The 19333-nt window shown below is 59.7% G+C and carries 13 protein-coding genes; 5 read left to right on the top strand and 8 right to left on the bottom strand.

Translation table 11 applies throughout. The annotated features are described in order from the left end of the window. The first annotated feature begins 162 nt into the window (after nt 1–162). From ACR0K9_RS01535 to ACR0K9_RS01525, 3 genes are all read left to right on the top strand, one after another. A complete protein-coding gene (locus ACR0K9_RS01535) occupies nt 163–2436 on the top strand; it encodes an NADP-dependent malic enzyme (protein ID WP_480820198.1) in 2274 nt (757 codons plus the stop codon). 284 nt (nt 2437–2720) lie between these two features. Next, nucleotides 2721–4610 (top strand): propionate-CoA ligase PrpE, encoded by a 1890-nt coding sequence (gene prpE, locus ACR0K9_RS01530; protein ID WP_480820196.1) that lies wholly within the window; start codon nt 2721–2723, stop codon nt 4608–4610. A gap of 179 nt (nt 4611–4789) precedes the next feature. Then, on the top strand, nt 4790–6229 hold the full coding sequence (locus ACR0K9_RS01525; protein WP_480820194.1) for an amidase family protein: 1440 nt from the start codon (nt 4790–4792) through the stop codon (nt 6227–6229). 260 nt (nt 6230–6489) lie between these two features. On the opposite strand, the gene ACR0K9_RS01520 is transcribed toward ACR0K9_RS01525, so the two are convergent. After that, nucleotides 6490–7251 (bottom strand): NAD kinase, encoded by a 762-nt coding sequence (locus tag ACR0K9_RS01520; RefSeq protein WP_480531427.1) that lies wholly within the window; start codon nt 7249–7251, stop codon nt 6490–6492. Between the two features lie 171 nt (nt 7252–7422). Here ACR0K9_RS01520 and glyA point away from each other — a divergent pair, with 171 nt between their 5' ends. After that, nucleotides 7423–8718, top strand: coding sequence for a serine hydroxymethyltransferase (gene glyA, locus ACR0K9_RS01515; RefSeq protein WP_480820192.1), 1296 nt, complete (start codon nt 7423–7425; stop codon nt 8716–8718). A gap of 70 nt (nt 8719–8788) precedes the next feature. Here glyA and ACR0K9_RS01510 read toward each other — a convergent pair whose 3' ends face one another. Further along, entirely contained in the window at nt 8789–9163 is a 375-nt protein-coding gene (locus ACR0K9_RS01510; protein WP_480820190.1) for a hypothetical protein, read from the bottom strand. An 89-nt stretch (nt 9164–9252) separates the two neighbouring features. Between ACR0K9_RS01510 and ACR0K9_RS01505 the strand changes: the two genes are divergently transcribed. Further along, entirely contained in the window at nt 9253–10011 is a 759-nt protein-coding gene (locus tag ACR0K9_RS01505; protein ID WP_480820188.1) for an alpha/beta fold hydrolase, read from the top strand. Here the strand turns inward: ACR0K9_RS01505 and ACR0K9_RS01500 are convergent, their stop codons facing one another. The 6 genes from ACR0K9_RS01500 to ACR0K9_RS01475 form a co-directional block, all read right to left on the bottom strand. Further along, complete coding sequence (locus ACR0K9_RS01500) at nt 10012–10197, bottom strand: hypothetical protein (protein WP_480820186.1); 186 nt, start codon at nt 10195–10197, stop codon at nt 10012–10014. An 83-nt stretch (nt 10198–10280) separates the two neighbouring features. After that, entirely contained in the window at nt 10281–10673 is a 393-nt protein-coding gene (locus tag ACR0K9_RS01495; protein ID WP_480820184.1) for a rhodanese-like domain-containing protein, read from the bottom strand. A gap of 81 nt (nt 10674–10754) precedes the next feature. After that, nucleotides 10755–12098: an HlyD family type I secretion periplasmic adaptor subunit gene (locus ACR0K9_RS01490; protein WP_480536039.1), complete on the bottom strand. Its 1344-nt coding sequence runs from the start codon at nt 12096–12098 to the stop codon at nt 10755–10757. 3 nt (nt 12099–12101) lie between these two features. Further along, complete coding sequence (locus ACR0K9_RS01485; protein ID WP_480820182.1) at nt 12102–14411, bottom strand: type I secretion system permease/ATPase; 2310 nt, start codon at nt 14409–14411, stop codon at nt 12102–12104. Between the two features lie 37 nt (nt 14412–14448). Then, on the bottom strand, nt 14449–16398 hold the full coding sequence (locus ACR0K9_RS01480) for a type I secretion protein (protein WP_480820180.1): 1950 nt from the start codon (nt 16396–16398) through the stop codon (nt 14449–14451). Between the two features lie 133 nt (nt 16399–16531). Further along, nucleotides 16532–18982 carry a hypothetical protein gene (locus ACR0K9_RS01475; RefSeq protein WP_480820178.1) on the bottom strand — a complete coding sequence of 817 codons (2451 nt, stop codon included), beginning with the start codon at nt 18980–18982 and terminating at the stop codon, nt 16532–16534. Nucleotides 18983–19333 lie beyond the last annotated feature (351 nt).

Genomic DNA, 19333 nt, shown 5'->3' with positions numbered 1-19333 from the left:
TGCCTGCCGAGTTTAGGGTGTCTTGCCGAATTGTTCGTTCATAAAAGTTCTGCAATAAAAAGCAATGAACATGTGTGTGTGGCCTTGAACTGACGCAGCGTAGCCAAGCCTGAAAAAATAGTTTAACCATCAAACGAATTCTGGAACGGAGTTGAAACGTCGATGTCTGACACACCCAGCCTGCGGCAGGCCGCCCTTGACTATCACGCGCATCCAAAACCCGGAAAGCTTGAGATCAAGGCCACCAAACCGATGGCCAACGGCCGTGATCTGGCGCGCGCCTATTCGCCCGGCGTGGCCGAAGCCAGCCTCGAGATCAAAGCTGATGCCGCGAATGCGGAAAAGTACACTGCGCGCGGAAACCTTGTTGCTGTGGTCTCGAACGGGACAGCGGTGCTGGGGCTTGGCAATATCGGCGCGCTGGCCTCAAAACCGGTGATGGAAGGCAAGGCGGTGCTGTTCAAGAAGTTCGCCGGAATCGATTGTTTCGACATCGAAGTGGATCAGCCCGACCCGGAAAAGCTGGCTGATATCGTCTGCGCGTTGGAGCCGACCTTCGGCGCGATCAATCTGGAAGACATCAAGGCGCCGGATTGCTTCATCGTCGAAAAGCTCTGCCGCGAACGGATGAATATCCCCGTCTTCCACGATGATCAACACGGTACGGCCATCGTCGTCGGTGCGGCGGCCAAGAACGCGCTGCATGTGGCGGGCAAAAGATTCGAGGATATCAAGATCGTCTCAACCGGGGGCGGTGCTGCGGGGATCGCCTGCCTCAGCATGCTGGTCAAGCTGGGCGTCAAGCGCGAGAATATCTGGCTGTGCGACATTCACGGGCTGGTCTATGAAGGCCGCGCCGAGGATATGAACCCGCACAAGGATCAGTTCGCGCAGAAAACCGACCTGCGCACACTGGATGATGTGATCGGCGGGGCCGATCTGTTTCTGGGGTTGAGCGGGCCAAATGTGCTGAAACCGGAAATGGTCGAGAAGATGGCCAAGACTCCGATCATCTTCGCGCTGGCCAATCCGACGCCCGAGATTCTGCCGCAAGCCGCGCGCGAGGTTGCCCCGGATGCAATCATTGCCACCGGTCGCAGCGACTTTCCCAATCAGGTCAACAACGTCCTGTGCTTCCCCTTCATCTTCCGCGGTGCGCTCGACGTGGGCGCGACCGAGATCAATGACGAGATGCAGATCGCCTGCGTCGATGGCATCGCCGAAATGGCCCGCGCCACCACCAGTGCCGAGGCCGCAGCCGCCTACAAAGGCGAACAACTGACCTTTGGACCGGATTATCTGATTCCCAAACCCTTTGATCCGCGCCTCGTGGGCGTTGTGTCCTCTTCCGTTGCCAAGGCGGCAATGGAAAGCGGCGTGGCCAAGCGCCCCATCGACGACCTTGAAGCCTATAAAGAGCGCCTGAACCAGACCGTGTTCAAATCGGCCCTGCTGATGCGTCCGGTCTTCGAAGCCGCCGCCGTCGCCTCGCGCCGGATCGTCTTTGCCGAGGGCGAGGACGAGCGCGTTCTGCGTGCGGCTCAGGCCATTCTGGAAGAGACCACCGAGACCCCGATCCTGATCGGACGCCCGGATGTCATCAGCGCACGCTGCGAGAAGCTGGGTCTGACGGTACGTCCGGGGCAGGATTTCCAGATCGTGAACCCTCAGGATGACCCAAGGTATTATGACTATTGGAACTCCTATCATCAGCTCATGCAGCGCCGTGGCGTGACGCCGGATCTGGCCAAGGCAATTATGCGCACCAACAACACGGCCATCGCAGCGATCATGGTCCAACGCGGTGAGGCGGACAGTATGATCTGCGGCACATTTGGTGAATATCGCTGGCATCTGAACTATGTGGAACAGGTTCTGGGTCATAACGACCTGCGTCCGCATGGCGCTCTGTCGCTGATGATCCTTGAAGATGGTCCCCTGTTCATCGCCGATACCCATGTCCGGCAACTGCCCTCGCCCGAGGAACTGGCGGAATCCACTATCGGGGCGGCCCGTCACGTACGCCGGTTCGGGCTGGAGCCCAAAATCGCGTTCTGTTCGCAATCACAATTCGGCAATCAGGCCGAAGGTTCCGGCAAACGCCTGCGGGCGGCGCTGGACATCCTCGATTCCGAACCGCGCGATTTCACTTATGAAGGTGAGATGAACCTGGACGCGGCATTGGACCCCGAACTGCGGTCGCGGATTTTCCCCAATTCGCGCCTGCAAGGCTCCGCCAATGTACTGATCTTCGCCCACGCAGACGCAGCAAGTGGCGTGCGCAATATCCTGAAGATGAAGGCCGACGGGCTGGAGGTCGGACCGATCCTGATGGGGATGGGGAACAAGGCCCATATCGTGACCCCGTCGATCACCGCGCGCGGATTGTTGAACATGGCGGCCATCGCCGGTACGCCGGTGGCACATTACGGCTAGGCAATTACTGCCATCGCGACGGACAATTCCGGGCGCCTGATCGGGCGCCCGATTTGATTCTGTCAGCCGAGTGGCAGTTACGCCCGAAATTTTGCTGATTTGCAAAACTCCTTACGAGATGCTGCAAAGCGTACAAAAAATAGGGTATTTGCAAAAATTTGCAGAGCAAGTTGTAAGATTCTGCAAAGATTTTGCGATAAACTGACGCGCAATCCTTCGCCTCACTTGTCGCTCGCGCGCCGGACACCTTACACACAGCCCAAGGAGATTAGGAGGAGGCCATCATGGCGTATAAGGACGTTTACGAAAGCTGGAAAACCGACCCCGAGGCTTTCTGGATGGAAGCTGCAAACGGGATCGACTGGGTTCAACCTCCCAGCAAGGCTCTGTTCGGCGATAACGCGCCTTTGTACGAATGGTTCAGCGACGCCAAGGTCAATACTTGCTGGAACGCGGTTGACCGGCATGTCGAAAACGGCCGCGGTGAGCAGACAGCGATCATCTATGACAGCCCGATCACCCACACCAAGCGCGAAATCTCATATGTCGAGTTGCGCAACCGCGTCGCCAATCTGGCCGGTGCGCTGCGCGCCAAGGGCATCGAGAAAGGCGACCGGGTTATCATCTATATGCCGATGATCCCCGAAGCGCTGGAGGCCATGCTGGCCTGCGCGCGGCTGGGTGCGGTGCATTCGGTTGTGTTTGGTGGATTTGCCAGTAACGAGCTGGCGGTACGCATCGACGACGCGAAACCCAAGGCGATCATCGCCGCCTCATGCGGGATGGAACCGGGTCGCGTCGTGCATTACAAACCGCTGCTGGACGGGGCCATCGATCTGGCCAGCCATAAGCCCGACTTCTGCGTGATCTTCCAGCGCGAACAGGAAGTTGCGCAACTGATCGAGGGGCGCGACGTGAACTGGCATGGCTTCCAATACGGAACCGAGCCCGCAGAATGTGTACCTGTCAGCGGCAATGATCCGGCGTATATCCTGTATACCTCGGGCACAACCGGGGCGCCTAAAGGTGTGGTGCGCCCGACAGCGGGCCATCTGGTGGCGCTGAACTGGACGATGAAGAACATCTACAATGTCGATCCCGGTGATGTTTTCTGGGCCGCCTCGGATGTCGGTTGGGTCGTGGGGCATTCCTATATCTGCTATGCCCCGCTGATCCACGGCAACACCACCATCGTGTTCGAGGGCAAACCCGTTGGTACCCCCGATGCGGGCACCTTCTGGCGGGTGATTTCCGAACATAAAGTCAAGAGCTTCTTCACCGCCCCGACCGCGATCCGCGCCGTCAAGCGCGAGGACCCCAAAGCCGAAATGATGGCGCAATACGACCTGTCGTGTCTGAAAGCATTGTATCTTGCCGGCGAGCGCGCCGATCCGGATACCATCATCTGGGCACAGGATGCGCTGAAAGTTCCGGTGGTCGATCACTGGTGGCAGACCGAAACCGGCTGGGCCATTGCCGGGAACCCGCTGGGGATCGAAGAACTGCCGATCAAGCTCGGATCACCGGCAAAACCGATGCCGGGCTATGACGTGCAAATCCTGGATGAAGGCGGCCATCCGATGAAACCCGGTGAGTTGGGCGCGATCGCAGTCAAGTTGCCGTTGCCTCCGGGCACATTGCCGACGCTGTGGAATGCAGAAGGACGGTTCAAGAAATCCTATCTTGAGCAATTCCCCGGTTATTATGAGACCGGAGACGCGGGGATGATTGATGAGGATGGGTATCTGTACATCATGGCGCGCACTGATGACGTGATCAACGTCGCGGGCCACCGCCTGTCGACGGGCGGTATGGAAGAGGTTCTGGCCGCCCACCCCGATGTCGCCGAATGCGCGGTGATCGGCGTCTCGGATCAGTTGAAAGGGCAGATGCCGGTCGGGTTCCTGTGCCTCAATGCAGGTTCTGACCGGGTCCACGAGGATGTGGTTGCCGATGTGGTGAAAATGGTCCGAGCCAAGATCGGCCCTGTCGCCGCCTTCAAAAAAGCAGTTGTGGTGGATCGTTTGCCTAAAACGCGTTCGGGCAAGATTCTGCGTGGGACGATGGTGTCGATTGCCGATGGCAAAGAGTACAAGATGCCTGCCACAATTGATGATCCGGCCATTCTGGATGAAATCGCCTCGGCCCTGAGGACCATCGGCTACGCGCCGTAACTCACCGGTAAATCCAATGGTGCGCCTTTCGGCGCGCCCGATTTGCGCTGACGCGCGGGTGCGAGGCTCTGCCTCGCGCTCCGAGATATTTTTGGCCGGATGAAGGGCGGACCCATTTTTTGGATGCGGGTCTTGTCATCCGTCGCTGCCCGCCTCAGGTTGAGGCCGGGAGGACGAGCATGACAAACGGCGACATCTGGCGTCTTGGCGCGACGGAACTGACTGCTTTGACCCGTGCGGGTGATCTGAGCGCGGAAGAAGTCATCCGGGACGCGTTGGAACGGATGCATCAGGTAAATCCTGCCCTGAATGCAGTGGTAGAGGATCTGGGCGCGGACGCGCTGGAGCGGGCTTGCGCGCTTGATCGGGCGCGAAGTGGTGGGGCTCCGGTCGGGCCGCTGCATGGTGTTCCGGTTACCATCAAGGTCAATGTCGATCAGGCGGGGCACGCCACCACCAACGGGGTGGTTGCGTTGAAGGATTTGATTGCGCCGGACGATGCGCCGGTGGTTGCCAATCTTCAAAAGGCGGGGGCCATTGTCATCGGGCGGACCAACACGCCCGAATTTTCCTTTCGCGCCGACACGGACAACCCTCTCTATGGGCGTACGCACAATCCCTGGGGAAGGCATATTTCGCCGGGGGGATCGTCGGGTGGAGCCGGAGCTGCTGTAATGGCCGGGATCGGAGTGCTGGGCCATGGCAATGACATCGGCGGCAGCCTGCGTTTTCCTGCGGCGGCCAATGGTGCCGTCACTGTCAAACCCGGCCTTGGACGAGTACCTGCGTGGAACCCAAGTCAGACAGCGGAGCGGGGATTGCTGGCCCAATCCATGTCGGTTCAGGGGGTGATCACTCGGTCGGCTGCGGATTTGCAGTTGTCGATGCCCTCACTGATTGCCGCTGATCCGCGTGATCCGTTTCACGTTCCGATGCCCTGGTTGGGCGCGCCGCTGGACGGGCCGGTTAAGGTTGCATTCACCAAGAACACGTTTGGCTATGACCTGCATCCCGAGGTTGAGGCGGCGCTGGACACTGCTCGGGACGCCTTGAGCGATGCGGGATATGTGGTCACAGAGATTGGTCCGCCTGACGTATTTGAATGCGGTCGATTGGGGTATCGCGCCCTTATGGGCGAAGTACTGACGCTGATGAAAGGCGATATCGAAGCTGCCGGCTCACAAACCATCCGGGACATTTTTGAGGTCTATTTTCAGGAGTTCCCGCCGATTGTGGGCACCGAGTTGATACGGGCGCTGGCGCAGCGCAGCCATCACGCGCGTGAATGGTCGCTGTTCCTGCAAGATTATCCGCTGATCCTGTCGCCGTTCCTGCCGCAGCCGTTCTTCAGACCCGACCGGGATACGGAAGGGGCCGAAGGGGTGCATGAGGTGCTGGGCTGTGCGGTTTATTCTTATGCGATGAACTTCCTGGGCCTGCCTGCGGCAAGTGTTCCGGCACGGCTGGCGGCGCTGCCGGGCGGGCCGCAGCCGATCAATATTCAGATCACAGCCCAGCGCTGGCGCGAGGATATGGCAATCGGTGCTGCCGCAGCGATTGAAGAGCGTGTTGGGCAAATGGCTCCGATTCTGTGGGAAAAGATGGCGTCACACCAATAGCGGTCGCCCGCAAAAAATTGACCCCGGGATATTGTACCCGGGGTCCGCATGCTAAAATGTGCCCAGAAATCTGATGACGAGCGTAGCACCACCCACCCTCGCCAGCGCGTAAAATGCGCAATCATTCGAAAACACCGTTAGATGGCCACTCACTTCCACCTTGGCGTGATCTCCGGGTGACTTAACGTTAACAAAGGATGAAGCACGTTCCTGTGAACTGGTTCACATAAGGATCAGGAAATTTGCCCGTAAAGCCAGATTTATGTGAATTGCTCGGAAATTAGGCGTTCTTCCAGCCCATGGCCGGGGTCGAACAGGATGCGGTGCTGTACGCTGGGTTCGGACCTGATCTCGACCCAGTCGATATCGGGAAATGCGACCGAATCGGCCGCGACGATGACCGGACGCTTGTCCGCCTCGATCACTTCGAACCGGACGCTGGCCATCTTGGGCAGCAGCGCACCCCGCCAGCGGCGGGGGCGAAACGCAGCAATCGGGGTCAGTGCCAGAACATCCGCACCGATTGGAACGATCGGTCCGTGGGCCGAGTAATTATAGGCGGTCGATCCCGCAGGTGTGGACAGAAGCGCGCCGTCGCACACCAGCTCGGCCATGCGCACCCGACCATCGACGCTGATCCTGAGGCGGGCAGCCTGCGGGCCTGCACGCAGCAGCGACACCTCGTTTATGGCCAGCGCCTCGTGCCGTTTGCCCGACTGGTCCATCGCGATCATGCTGAGGGGGTTGATGACCTCTTCCTCGGCCTCGGCCAGCCGCGCCATCAGATCGGTTTCGGCGTATTCATTCATCAGAAACCCGATGGTGCCACGATTCATCCCGTAGACAGGGGTGCCGAGATGTTGAATCCCCTGCAGCGTGTGCAGCATGAACCCGTCCCCCCCCAGCGCCACGACAACGTCCGCATCCCGTGGCGCGGCATTGCCATAACGTGCCACCAAAGCCTCGCGCGCGGTTTGCGCCACTTTGGCATCGCTGGCCAGAAAGGCGATTCTCTTGGTCATGATTTGTGGTTTCCAGTGCTGCACATTTGGTTCCGAAACAAACATACCTTTCCGCATTACACCAGAGTTGACGCCGCAGCGGGCCAATTCGTCGCTTTATAGCCTTTTTCGACAGGATCGTTTCCGATAGGAAATCCGCGAAAGACACACCCCCAGCCATGTGGAGCGCCCATGAACGCCAATCTCCGTGATACCGGTTTTTTCACCCAGTCCCTTTCGGATCGTGACCCCGAGCTGTTCGGCTCGATCACGTCCGAGCTGGGCCGTCAGCGCGACGAGATCGAGCTGATCGCGTCCGAGAACATCGTCTCTGCCGCCGTCATGGAGGCGCAGGGCTCGGTTCTGACCAACAAATACGCCGAGGGCTATCCCGGCCGTCGCTACTATGGCGGCTGCCAGTATGTCGATATCGCCGAGAATCTGGCCATCGATCGCGCCAAGCAGCTGTTCGGCTGCGAATTCGCCAACGTTCAGCCGAACTCGGGCAGCCAGGCCAACCAGGGTGTGTTTCAGGCGCTGATCCAGCCTGGTGACACCATTCTGGGCATGAGCTTGGATGCCGGCGGTCACCTGACCCACGGCGCGCGTCCGAACCAGTCGGGCAAGTGGTTCAATGCCGTACAATACGGCGTGCGCAAGCAGGACAACATGCTGGACTACGATCAGGTCGAGGCGCTGGCGAAAGAGCATAACCCCAAGCTGATCATCGCCGGTGGTTCCGCCATCCCGCGCCAGATCGACTTTGCTCGTATGCGCGAGATCGCCGATATGGTCGGCGCCTATCTGCATGTGGACATGGCGCACTTTGCCGGTCTGGTCGCAGCCGGTGAACATCCCAGTCCGTTCCCGCACGCGCATGTGGCGACGACCACCACGCACAAGACCCTGCGCGGTCCGCGTGGGGGCATGATCCTGACCAATGATGAAGATATCGCCAAGAAAGTGAATTCGGCCATCTTCCCCGGCATTCAGGGCGGCCCGCTGATGCATGTGATCGCAGGTAAGGCCGCGGCCTTTGGCGAGGCCCTGCGGCCCGAGTTCAAAAGCTACATTCAGCAGGTGATCACCAACGCGCAGGCGCTGTCGGATCAGCTGATCAAGGGCGGTCTGGACACGGTGACCCACGGCACTGACACCCATGTGGTTCTGGTCGACCTGCGTCCCAAAGGCGTCAAGGGCAACGCGACCGAGAAGGCCCTGGGCCGTGGGCATATCACCTGCAACAAGAACGGCGTGCCGTTTGACCCCGAGAAGCCGACCATCACCAGCGGCATCCGTCTGGGCTCACCCGCCGGTACCACCCGCGGCTTCGGCGAGACCGAGTTCCGCCAGATCGCGGACTGGATCATCGAAGTTGTCGACGGTCTGGCGGCCAATGGCGAAGACGGTAACGCCGCCGTCGAGGCGAAGGTTCGGGCCGAGGTTGCCGAGCTCTGCGCGCGCTTCCCGCTCTACCCGAATCTCTGATCCAAGCCTGATCGAGAAACAGAAAACGGCGCCTCATCGGGCGCCGTTTTTCTTTTCGGGCCAGACCGGCTCAGATGTATCCGCGCCACCGCAGCACGACAAGCGTCAGCGCCGACAGGGCAATCAGGCCCAATGCCAGCGAACCCAGAAAGCTTAAGAACCACCCCCAGCGCCGATCCGCCAGATTGATCGCATTCAAATGCTTCTGCACCTCGTCCGAGGCTTTCTCGAGCCTTGGCATATCCAGAACCATCCGCAATTTCGGATGTTCCGCCATCGGCTCGGCCTGAGCCAGCACCATCGCTTGTTTGTAGATCTTGCGCGGCAAACGCCGTTTTGCACGCCGGACCGAGGCGATCAGGGTTTTATCCTTTACCCCAAGCTTTTTGCGCAGCAATCGAATGGTCTCTGCGATGCGGGTCTGGATATCGGTTTCCTGCGTCATCTGCGCCTCCTGACGGGGCAATGTAGCTTCGTGCTGCGCGGGCCACAATGGGGCTGGTTGTTCTGTGCGCTCGCGCGTATCACAAGAGCATGCTGAATACGATCATCCATGGCGAACCCACCGATCAACCACCCCTGCTGATTGCGCATGGCCTTTATGGCTCGGCGCGAAATTGGGGGGTTATCGCGCGGCTGCTGTCGGATGAAAGGCAGGTCATCGCGGCGGATATGCGCAACCATGCCTACAGTTTCTGGGATGCACAGCATGGCTATCCGCAGCTTGCGCAGGATCTGGCCGAAGTCATTGAGAGCATTGGAGGCACCGCCGACGTGCTTGGGCACTCCATGGGCGGCAAAGCGTCAATGGTGCTGGCGCTGGATCATGGCGATTTGGTGCGCAAGCTGGTCGTTGCCGACATCGCCCCTGTCACCTACGGCCACAGCCAGATGCCGTTTATCGAGGCGATGCGGGCCGTGGATATGTCTCGCGTCCAGCGCCGCTCGGACGCCGAGACACAACTGGCCGGTCTGGGCGTCGAAAAGGCACTGCAGAGCTTTTTCACCCAGTCTCTGGACGTGGAGGGTGGGCGCTGGCGGCTCAATCTGGACGTTTTGGCCAGCGAAATGCCGAAGATCATGGGTTTTCCCGAGAAATCCGGCAGCTGGACCGGCCCTGCCCTGTTCCTGTCCGGCGCGGCGTCCGATTATGTTCTGCCGGAGCATAGAGACCGGATTCGCGACCTGTTCCCGGCGGCTCGGTTCGCCAAGATTCCGGGCGCGGGCCACTGGCTGCACGCCGAGAAACCCCGCGAATTCGAGGCCGCCGTCAGGACCTTTCTGAACGCTTGATCATGCGCCCGAATAAAGGCGTTTTGCAACCAACCAGGACACAGGTGCCGCCACAACCGCACCCGTGGCTGCTGCCGAGACAATAGCCACCGCGGTCACCATTCCCGCCGCTAACACGGCGATCACGGCGCTTCCAGCCAGCGCGGTGGCGATCAGAGAATAAAGCGTGGTAGCGAGGCGTAGCATGGCCTGTCGTCCTGTCTGTGAGCATCGCCCTCACATTAAGGCAAGCGAATATATTCCGCTTTGACCTGTGTCAGATCAGGTGGCTACATCCCCGGATCAACCGGCTCGACTGTAGATCCGCCGCCATTCACCCAGTCTGCAAAGCCGCCCAGATTATAGACTTGCTGATACCCCATATCCTTCAGCAGTTTCCCCGCCAGCGCCGCACGACCGCCCGAGGCGCAATGCAGGATGATCACCCGATCCTTGCGCAATTCGGGGTCGTAAGACGGCATGTCAGGATCGGCGCGGAATTCCAGCATGCCGCGCGGGATGTGATGCGATCCAATCGCGCGGCCCGCTTTTTCAAGCTCGGGCGTATCGCGGATATCCAGCAGTAGCGCGCCCTGCGCTAGCAATTCTTGCGCCCTGCCCGCGTCGATACGTTCGACCACGGCATTTGCAGCCACCATCATCTCTTTGACCGTCAAAGGCATTCGCGCCCCTCCTGCAGACTCAATTTGCGGAAGGCTAACATGCAAAATCTGGAAGATGTAGTCGCTAAGCAGTCCCTGCCATCAGTGTTCCCGGAAAGCGCGCGACATGCTGTCGACCACGGGCTTGGCGATATAGGCCGCGAAGGTGCGTTCCTCGGTCTGGATCATGATTTCGGCGGGCATGCCGGGTGTTGGTACAAAGCCCCGCACACGGCTCATCTCATCCGCGGTCAGCGAAATGCGCGCCAGATAGACTTCTTGCGGCATTCCGGCGGAATCTTCCAGCAGCGAGTCGGCTGAGACATAAAAGACCTCACCGTTGAGCACCGGGGTTGTCCGCTGGTTGAGCGCCACCAGACGCACGGTCGCGATCTGACCGGTCACGACACTGTCGATTTCGGTACGTGGGATTTGCGCCTCGATGATCAGCGGGGCATCGGCCGGCAGGATTTCGGCGATCTGTTCGCCGGTTTCGATCACACCCCCGGGCGTGTGGTAATGCAGACGCACCACGGTGCCGGTCACCGGCGCACGCACAACGGCGCGATCCAGAACGCTGCGGGCCTGCCGTGCCTTTTCGCGCACACTTTCCAGATCGGCCTCGATCACGCCAAGCTCGTCCAACGCGGCCTCGCGATAGGCCGAGCGTGTCCGCAGGATCTGCTCTTCGTATTTCAGCAGCATCTGATTTACCTCGGCCGTCTCGGCTTGCAGGCGGGCCAGCTGACCCTCGGCCTCGGCCTGGACACGGCGGATTGTGTTCAGGTCGCCTTTTCGCACCAGCCCTTTCTCGAACAGCGCATATTTCGTGTCGTATTCTTCCTGAAGGATATCCGAGCGGCGCTGCATACTGGTCAACTGCGCCTCAAACCCGGTGGCCCGGATCTTCAGCGCCTCCATATTCCGTTGCAGCAGGGCGATGTCGTTCAGCAGCGTCTTGCGCGAAACATTGAAGCTGAGCTTTTGATTGTCGAGGATGGTCATGACCTCGACATCATCCGAGGCATTGACCAGTGCGGGGGAGAATACCAGATTTTCCTGCTCACTATGCTCGGCCAGCAGACGTTCTGTCATGGCCTGCAGTCGGATTTTACGAATGAACAACTCCCGCTCATTGGCCGCCGCCGAAGTCTGGTCCAGCGTCATCATGATCTGACCGGCCTCGACCGCCTCGCCTTCGGCAACGAGGATGTTTTCGATAATCCCGCCCTCAAGGTGTTGCACGATCTTGTTGCGGCCCGTGGCGACAAAGCTGCCCTGCGCAATGACCGCCGCCGCAAGCGGGGCACGGAAGGACCAGACGCCAAAGCCACCGAAACAGACAATCAGCATGATCAGACCGATCACGATGAACTTGGTGATCGAGCGCGGAACCTCGGCATACCACAGGCCGGGATCGTCTTTGCGGACTACCAGTTCGTTCATGACTTATCCCCCATTGCCCTGAATTTCAGGCGGCTGCTGTCGCGAGTTGTTCAATTGCTGCAGGACCTGTTCGCGCTGGCCAAACAGCGCCACGCGCCCGTCAGTCAGCAGCATGATCTTATCGACCACGCTCAGCAGCGTCGGCTTTTGCGTGATGACGACAACGGTGATCTGGCTATCCTTGGCCTGCTCAATCGCACGCGCCAGCGCCTTGTCACCCGCCACGTCGAGGTTCGAATTCGGCTCGTCCAGTACCACCAGCCGCGGATTGCCGAAGAACGCGCGCGCCAGTGCGATGCGCTGTTTCTGACCACCTGACAGTGGTGAGCCATCTGCGGCCACCACGGTCTCATACCCCTGCGGCAGCGTCGCAATCATGTTGTGGACATCGGCCAGAACGGCGGCGTCGTGGATTTGCTCGTCGGTCGCATCGTCGCGCATCCGGCCGATATTGTCCTTGATGGTGCCCGGGAACAGTTGCACATCCTGCGGCAAATACCCGATGCTCTCGCCAAATTGGCGCGGGTCCCAGTTGCGGATATCCATTAGGTCCAGCCGCACGCTGCCCGAGGTTGGCAGAATGGAACCCACCAGCGTTTTACCCAGCGTGGTTTTGCCGGCACCGGAATTACCGATGATCGCCAGCGTCTCTCCGGGGTTCAGAGCGAAAGTGATCCCGTTCAGTACAACGCGCTTGGTACCGCCGGGCACGTACAGCAGGCGTTCCACGTCCAACCGCCCCTCGGGGCGCGGCAGGCGCAGTTTTTCGTATTGCAGCGCCGAGTTCGACAGTAGCGCCTTAATCCGTGCAAACGCGCCACGGGTCAGCAGGAAGGTGTTCCAGCCTTCGATCGAGCCTTCAATCGGGGCAAAGGCGCGGCCTGCGATGATCGAGGCCGCGATGACCATGCCGCCGGTAATCTCGCCCTGCAACGCAAGAAAGGCGCCCCAGCCCAGAATGCCGATCTGCGTCAGCAGACGCACAGCGCGCGAGATGGCCGCGAAGATCACGTTGCGATCCTGCGCCTTGACCTGCCATGTCAGCGATTGCGCGGTGTCCCGGCCCCAGATACGTACGGCTTCGGGGATCATTGCCAAAGCGTTGATGATCTGGCTGTTGCGCGACATTGAATCCAGATGCTGGTTGGCCAGCGACTGCGCCTGATTGGCTTTGGCAAAGGGTTTGGCGGTCATTTTCTGGTTCACCAGCGCAATCACCATCAGGATCACCGCAGTGGTCACGACGATCATGCCAAGCTGCGGGTGCACCAGAAAGATCATAAGGATGAACAATGGTGCAAATGGCACATCAAGGAAGGAAATCAGCGTGCCCGAAACCAGAAAACCCCGCACCTGCTGCAAATCGCCCAGCGTCTGATACTCACGCCCGTTGCCATGCAGCGAGGCATGCGCTGCCGCGCTCAGGACCGGGGCCCCAAGGCGGGCGGCGACCTCAACCGCGGTGCGCATCAGCATGAAACGACGTACCGCATCGAATGCCGCCTGAAACACCACGGCCCCAGCGACAATCACGGTCAGCATAACCAGCGTATCCAATGACCGGCTGGTAAGCACCCGGTCACTGATCTGGAACAGATAGATCGGGATCGCCAGGATCAGAAGGTTGGTGGCGCAGGTCAGCACCAGCACAAAGGACAGATTGCGCCAGATCGCCTTCAAGGAGGTACGCAACGTTTTCTGGAAATCTTCGGGCGGGGTGCGTTTATGGAAGGTTTGGGGTGGCCCCTTGCCGTCGCCGCCGCCCGTCCCCGAGCGCATCAACGGCTCGTTCGCCTTCGCCTCGATCGTGGTGCCCATGCGGTCTTTGCCGTCCGCTGGCGCAGAGGGGGTCATGCGCGCAGTCGATTGATCGGCTGTCTCACGATCCGGGGCCTCCGGCTTGGCCACCCCAGTATCGCCGCCCGTCGGATCCTGATCTTGTGCGGGCTGCGATGACGCACGCCGAAGGGGAGAGCCGGCGCGCGTTTGTGACGTAATATCTGACTGCTGCGCATGCCTCGGCCCGGTTTCATCCGGTTTAGAAGTCTCTTGGGGCGCCGCATCTTCTGGCGCCCGATCTGGTTGGGGGGCAACTTCGTCCACATCCCCTTCAGTTGCAAACGCGGGGGCAGGTTCGGCTTTGGACAAACGCATCTCCTCGGTTAGACGCAATCTGGCCTCTGCCTGTGACGCTTTGGCCTTTAAGGATTTCGCAATCCGCGCACTGTCACCTGACGCCAACGGGCCGCCGCCTCCGTGTCTGTCCAGCGGGCTGGCAAAACGGGTTCGGCGTGACGAAAAAACGATCGACATATATAAACCTTCGGTTCACTCGCAATGTACAGAAAACTCAGGCCAGCATGGTTTGCAGGCCATCCGATGCATTCGCCATCTCGCTTGGCGTCAGGTCATTTCCAGCCGGGCCAATTCCATTCGCGTGATCCGGCATACCAACCTCATCCATCAGCGCTGCAATCGCATCGTTGGTCATCTCGGTGATATCCTCGTTCGTGGGCATATCGATCAGGCTGGCCTGATGCAGCAGCAGATCGGAATAAGACCCGTCCTGCGCCATCACCACCGAGTCGACACCGGCCTTGGTGACACTCGCCGCATTCAGCAGCGCGTTGCTGCCTGCAATCACCTCGGTCTCATCGGCTTTCGGGCCATGCAGATGAACGTCATCCTGATCCGCGAGCAAGGTCGACTGTTCCACCACATTCAATTGCACCAGTGACCCATCGACCTTGAGGACCCGCATCTGTTCCATCCCGGCAAACATGGGATCGTTCATCAGCGCATCTTCCAGCGCTTCCATGTCCGATTGCTGCATCGCCATGGCGTCGGCCATCGACGCCTCCATCTCTTGATGCGTGTCTTCGCCTTCCGTGAGCAGCGATACCTCGTTCATCACGAGATTCTCATCCTTCCCGTCGACCGGTTCAGGCAGTCCACCGGTTACGATGTCATCGTCCATCAGAACCAGTGTCTGGACAAACGCATCGACCGAGATCATGTCACCATCAATCATGACAAGGTCATAATAGCTGCCCAGCTGCAGGATGTTGGTCACATCGACCATCTCATTGTCACCCATCGCATACAGCGTGGTCGAAGCGGAAATCTCGGTTTCGATGTGATCGATATCCGTGGCGTCGATCGTCTGTTTGACAAAGTTCGCCACGATCAGATCGCCGTGAATCCAGTCGACATGCACCAGACCCGGCGCATCCTCGCCACCCTCACTGATCCAGTCTGCTGCGCTTCCTTCGACTTCGATCGTTGATGACTGGACGACTTTTGTACCGGACTCACCCTTGGTGCCCTCGTCCATGTCCGAGACGACAGCGACCTGGCTGACCATGGTCAGTTCGATCGACTTGCCGCCGACCGCGATATAGGGCGCATCAACCCAGGCGACCGTGGCAGACACCGCGTTGATGGCCAGATTGCCGCCCACGATCACCTCATGACCGTCTGAATATTCCGGATCCGTGTCCCGATCCCACTCGACCGGGTAAGGATCGAAATAGCTCTCTTCGCCCTCCTCTTCATCCTCGGGCTGGTGATACGCGGGCAGAAGATCCTCCCAAACCGGAGCCTCATCGACGTATTCACCGTTGACGATCACGCCCATCGCATCTTCGCCGTGGAATTGATAAACGACCGCACCTTCGACCTCGGCATAGACCGGGTCCAGCATGTCGTCGGCCATCGCCTCGACATATTCGACCGACAGATAATCTGAGATCGAGAATGACAGGCCCGAGAACACATGCAGCGAGGTCGCGACCTCAAATGCCGCTTCAGCCATCGCCATCAGTTGTTCGGTGTCGCGAAAATCACCTTCGCCGACCACGTCGTTGTCGCGCATATAGATCGACTGGAACGTGTAGGTAATGGCCGAGCCAATCAGTTCGGTCACGATCTGAGGTTCAAGAATAATCACAAACTGGGTTGCTGCGCCTGCCGCGACGGCCTCAGGCAACGGCAGATCAGACTCCAGCGGTGGCGCAAGGGTCGCCCCGTTCAGCGGTGCCGGTCCCTCGGGTGCGGGTGTCAGTTCGGATGTGGCCGGGGGTGTTTCGAACAGATAGGACAGCTGTCCATATTTGCCGGGGTCCAGCTCCAAATCCGCTTTGACTTTGAAATTGATAGGGTCTTCCAGTTCTTCCAGCTCGGCCTTGCGGCGCATCGCCGAGAACTCTTCGTATTGATCCCTCAGTCGGGTTTGCTCAATCGTGAGATCAAAAGTTCCAATAAAGTGTGCAATCTTTTCGGTAACACTATCGAATGACATTTCGATGACCTCTAACTCCGTCACCGGCAGGAAATTTCCGGGTCTGGATTTGCTGGACCGAGGCCGCAGAATGCGGCCCCGGCATTTTCATTGAAACGGGGGCCCGTAATGCGGCCCCCGAGATTTTTGCGCCTTACACGTCGTTGTCGTCGCTCGAGTAGCTCGAAGTCATCGAGCCACCAACCATGGTCGTATCGACCGAGTTACCAAGCACGTGGGCACCCATGACGATCGACTGGTTGAACGCAGCTGTGTCGACAACGGCTGCTGCCGAAGCATAGGACTCGCCGTTGACGATACCGTCGCCACCGTTGTTCGAGCCCCACATGCCGCCGTCACCGCCAGCACCACCTGCACCAGAGTTGGCACCGGACGCTTCGCCACCGGTGTTCATCGCACCTGTGGTTGCACCGCCGGTCGACGAACCCATGACGTCACCGCTGGTTCCGCCGTTCGAGGCCGCTGCACCACCTGCGCCACCGGCGCCTGAGGTTGCAGTACCGGTCGCGTCACCAGAGGCCATCGAGTCGGCGTCATTGTCCGACGACGCCCGTCCGCCATATCCGGCAATCGCTTCGGCCAGGCTGTCAGCGTAACCATCGTTCTCGGAGCGGGCCCACGCATCTGCGTCGCCAGCGTTTCCGCCTTCGTTGGTTGCGTCAGCCGAACCTGCGCCACTTGCAGCCGAGCTGGACTCGGGGTTGGCTGTTCCGCCCGCACCACCGGTGCCTTCGGAGGTTGCCATACCATCACCGCTGGCGTCCGCAGAGCCGTTGGAGTTGTTGGTACCACCGTCACCACCAGAACCATCAACGTCCTGATCGTTATCGGCAGACCCGTCGATGTCGCCGGGCGACTGCGTGATCACCGGACCCGCGGCATCCTGGTCACCGACACCCTGCGCTGCCGCATCGGTATCGACATAACCACCACCGGCACCGCCAGAACCGGCACCACCGCCGCCCGCGCCACCGGTACCCGCGCCGCCAGAGCCTGCGCCACCGGCACCCGTACCACCAGAGCCTGCACCACCGGCACCTGTACCGCCAGAACCGGCACCGCCGCTTCCGTCGCCACCAGTACCATTGGCGTTGCCGCCGCCGGCATCATCATCGCCTTCGTCGCCTTCACCACCTTCACCGCCGCCGGGATCTTCCTCTACCAGACGGGCAAGGAACGGGAATCCGCCTTCCTGCGTGCCAGCGTTACCGCCGATGCCGTCGCCGCCGGGTCCGTCACCACCAGGGCCATCGCCGCCGGGTCCGTCACCGCCAGGGCCGTCACCGCCGGGTCCGTCACCACCGGGGCCGTCGCCGCCTGGGCCGTCACCACCAGTTCCGTCACCGCCAGGACCATTGCCACCATCAGCGTCATTGGCACCCAGAGCACCGGCACCTGCCAGACCCAGACCAATATTGCCGCCCGATGAGGACTCATTGGCTTCGTTGGTTCCTTCACTGGAATTGTCGGCCGAGCCATCGTTTTCGGCGTCACCGTCACCCCCATCGGCATCTCCGTTGGAGGCGTCAGTGCCTGCCAGACCAAGACCTGCAGCCAATGCGCCGGATGTGTTGTCGCCACCATCCGCATCGCCATCAGCGTTCGATCCGGACAGGCCCAGACCAAGACCAAGGCCGAAGGACTCGGCTGCACCGCCGTCACCGCCGGTCGAGTCGCTGTCAGCGCTCGATTCACCGTAGTTGTCCGCGGTGGAATCGCTGTCTGCGTCACCGCCGTCGCCGCCGGTGCTGTCACCGTCAGAGCTGGCGCTTGAATGGCCAAGACCCAGGCTTGCGTTGTAGGCATCGCCCGAGGATGCACCGTCGCCACCGGTTGCAGCACTGTCGGCACTTCCTGAATGACCACCGACGGCCATCGAATGGCTACCGTTAGTGTCGCCATAGGCTTCACCACCATAGCTGCTGCCGCCATCACCCGAGTCGCCGCCATCGTTATTTACGTCGATGCCGTCCTCTGCATAGGCTTCACCACCATTGGCATCGCCATTTTGCGAGAACTCGCCTGAGTTCGAAACTGACGCACTCTCAAGCGTGTCATTGTCTTCCAGGTTTGCATACTGGCTGTTGATGGACGCGAAGTCGTTTCCGGGGCCGTCCAGCGAGATGTCAATGTTGATGTCATCGCCGGGATCGTAATCCAGATCGTCACCGGCCGTGATCACGTCACCAACATCACCTTCAACATCTTCGATATCGACATCGACCTTGTCATCGTCGCGCGGAATCCATTCGCCGCCTGAGAAATCAATATCAACCGATGCGTTGTTGTTGTTGGTGTTACTATCGTCACCACCGTTCGACTGCGAGTTGCTGTCGTTGCCACCATTGGTGTTGCTGTCATTGCCGCCATTGGTGTTGCTGTCGTCGCCACCATTGGTGTTGCTGTCATCACCACCATTGGTGTTGCTGTCGTCGCCTTGCTGCTGCTGTTGTTGCTGCTGCTGTGCGTTCAGGTCATCAACGACCAGATCAATTTCTTCTTCCGATGAGGGTTCGTCTACGACAGGATCCTGGTCATCGATAACTTCCTGGACGTCTGCGATCGGAGCTAGTCTGCGTTCCATAATAAATTCCACTTTTACTGAAGCACCGGACCGCCATTCATCTACAAAGCGGTTACAGGCGCGGTTGAAACAGATTTTACGCACAGGCCGATAAAACGGTCGCTTGTGCGGCAGTTTGATCTTCTGTCTGGTCAGCCCCCCTTTCTCGGCCTAGCCGATTCCATGGCCGCAGAGTTTTCGCTGAAATAAGCGTGCTGCGGGCATGTCAGGTCAGTAAAACTTCGCCAATTGAAGCAGGGTCATGGTTGCAGCGATGCCGGGGCGTGCATAGCTGGCCGAAAGCATTAAATGTGGCAACTCTTTGTTAAAAAAATGGTTTTTTCAGAAAACACTTTTAGACAGAGTATTTTC

It is taken from the genome of Ruegeria sp. L12 (assembly GCF_056531745.1).
Note: the sequence above shows the minus strand (reverse complement) of the source record. Positions and strands in the feature narration are given on the sequence as shown.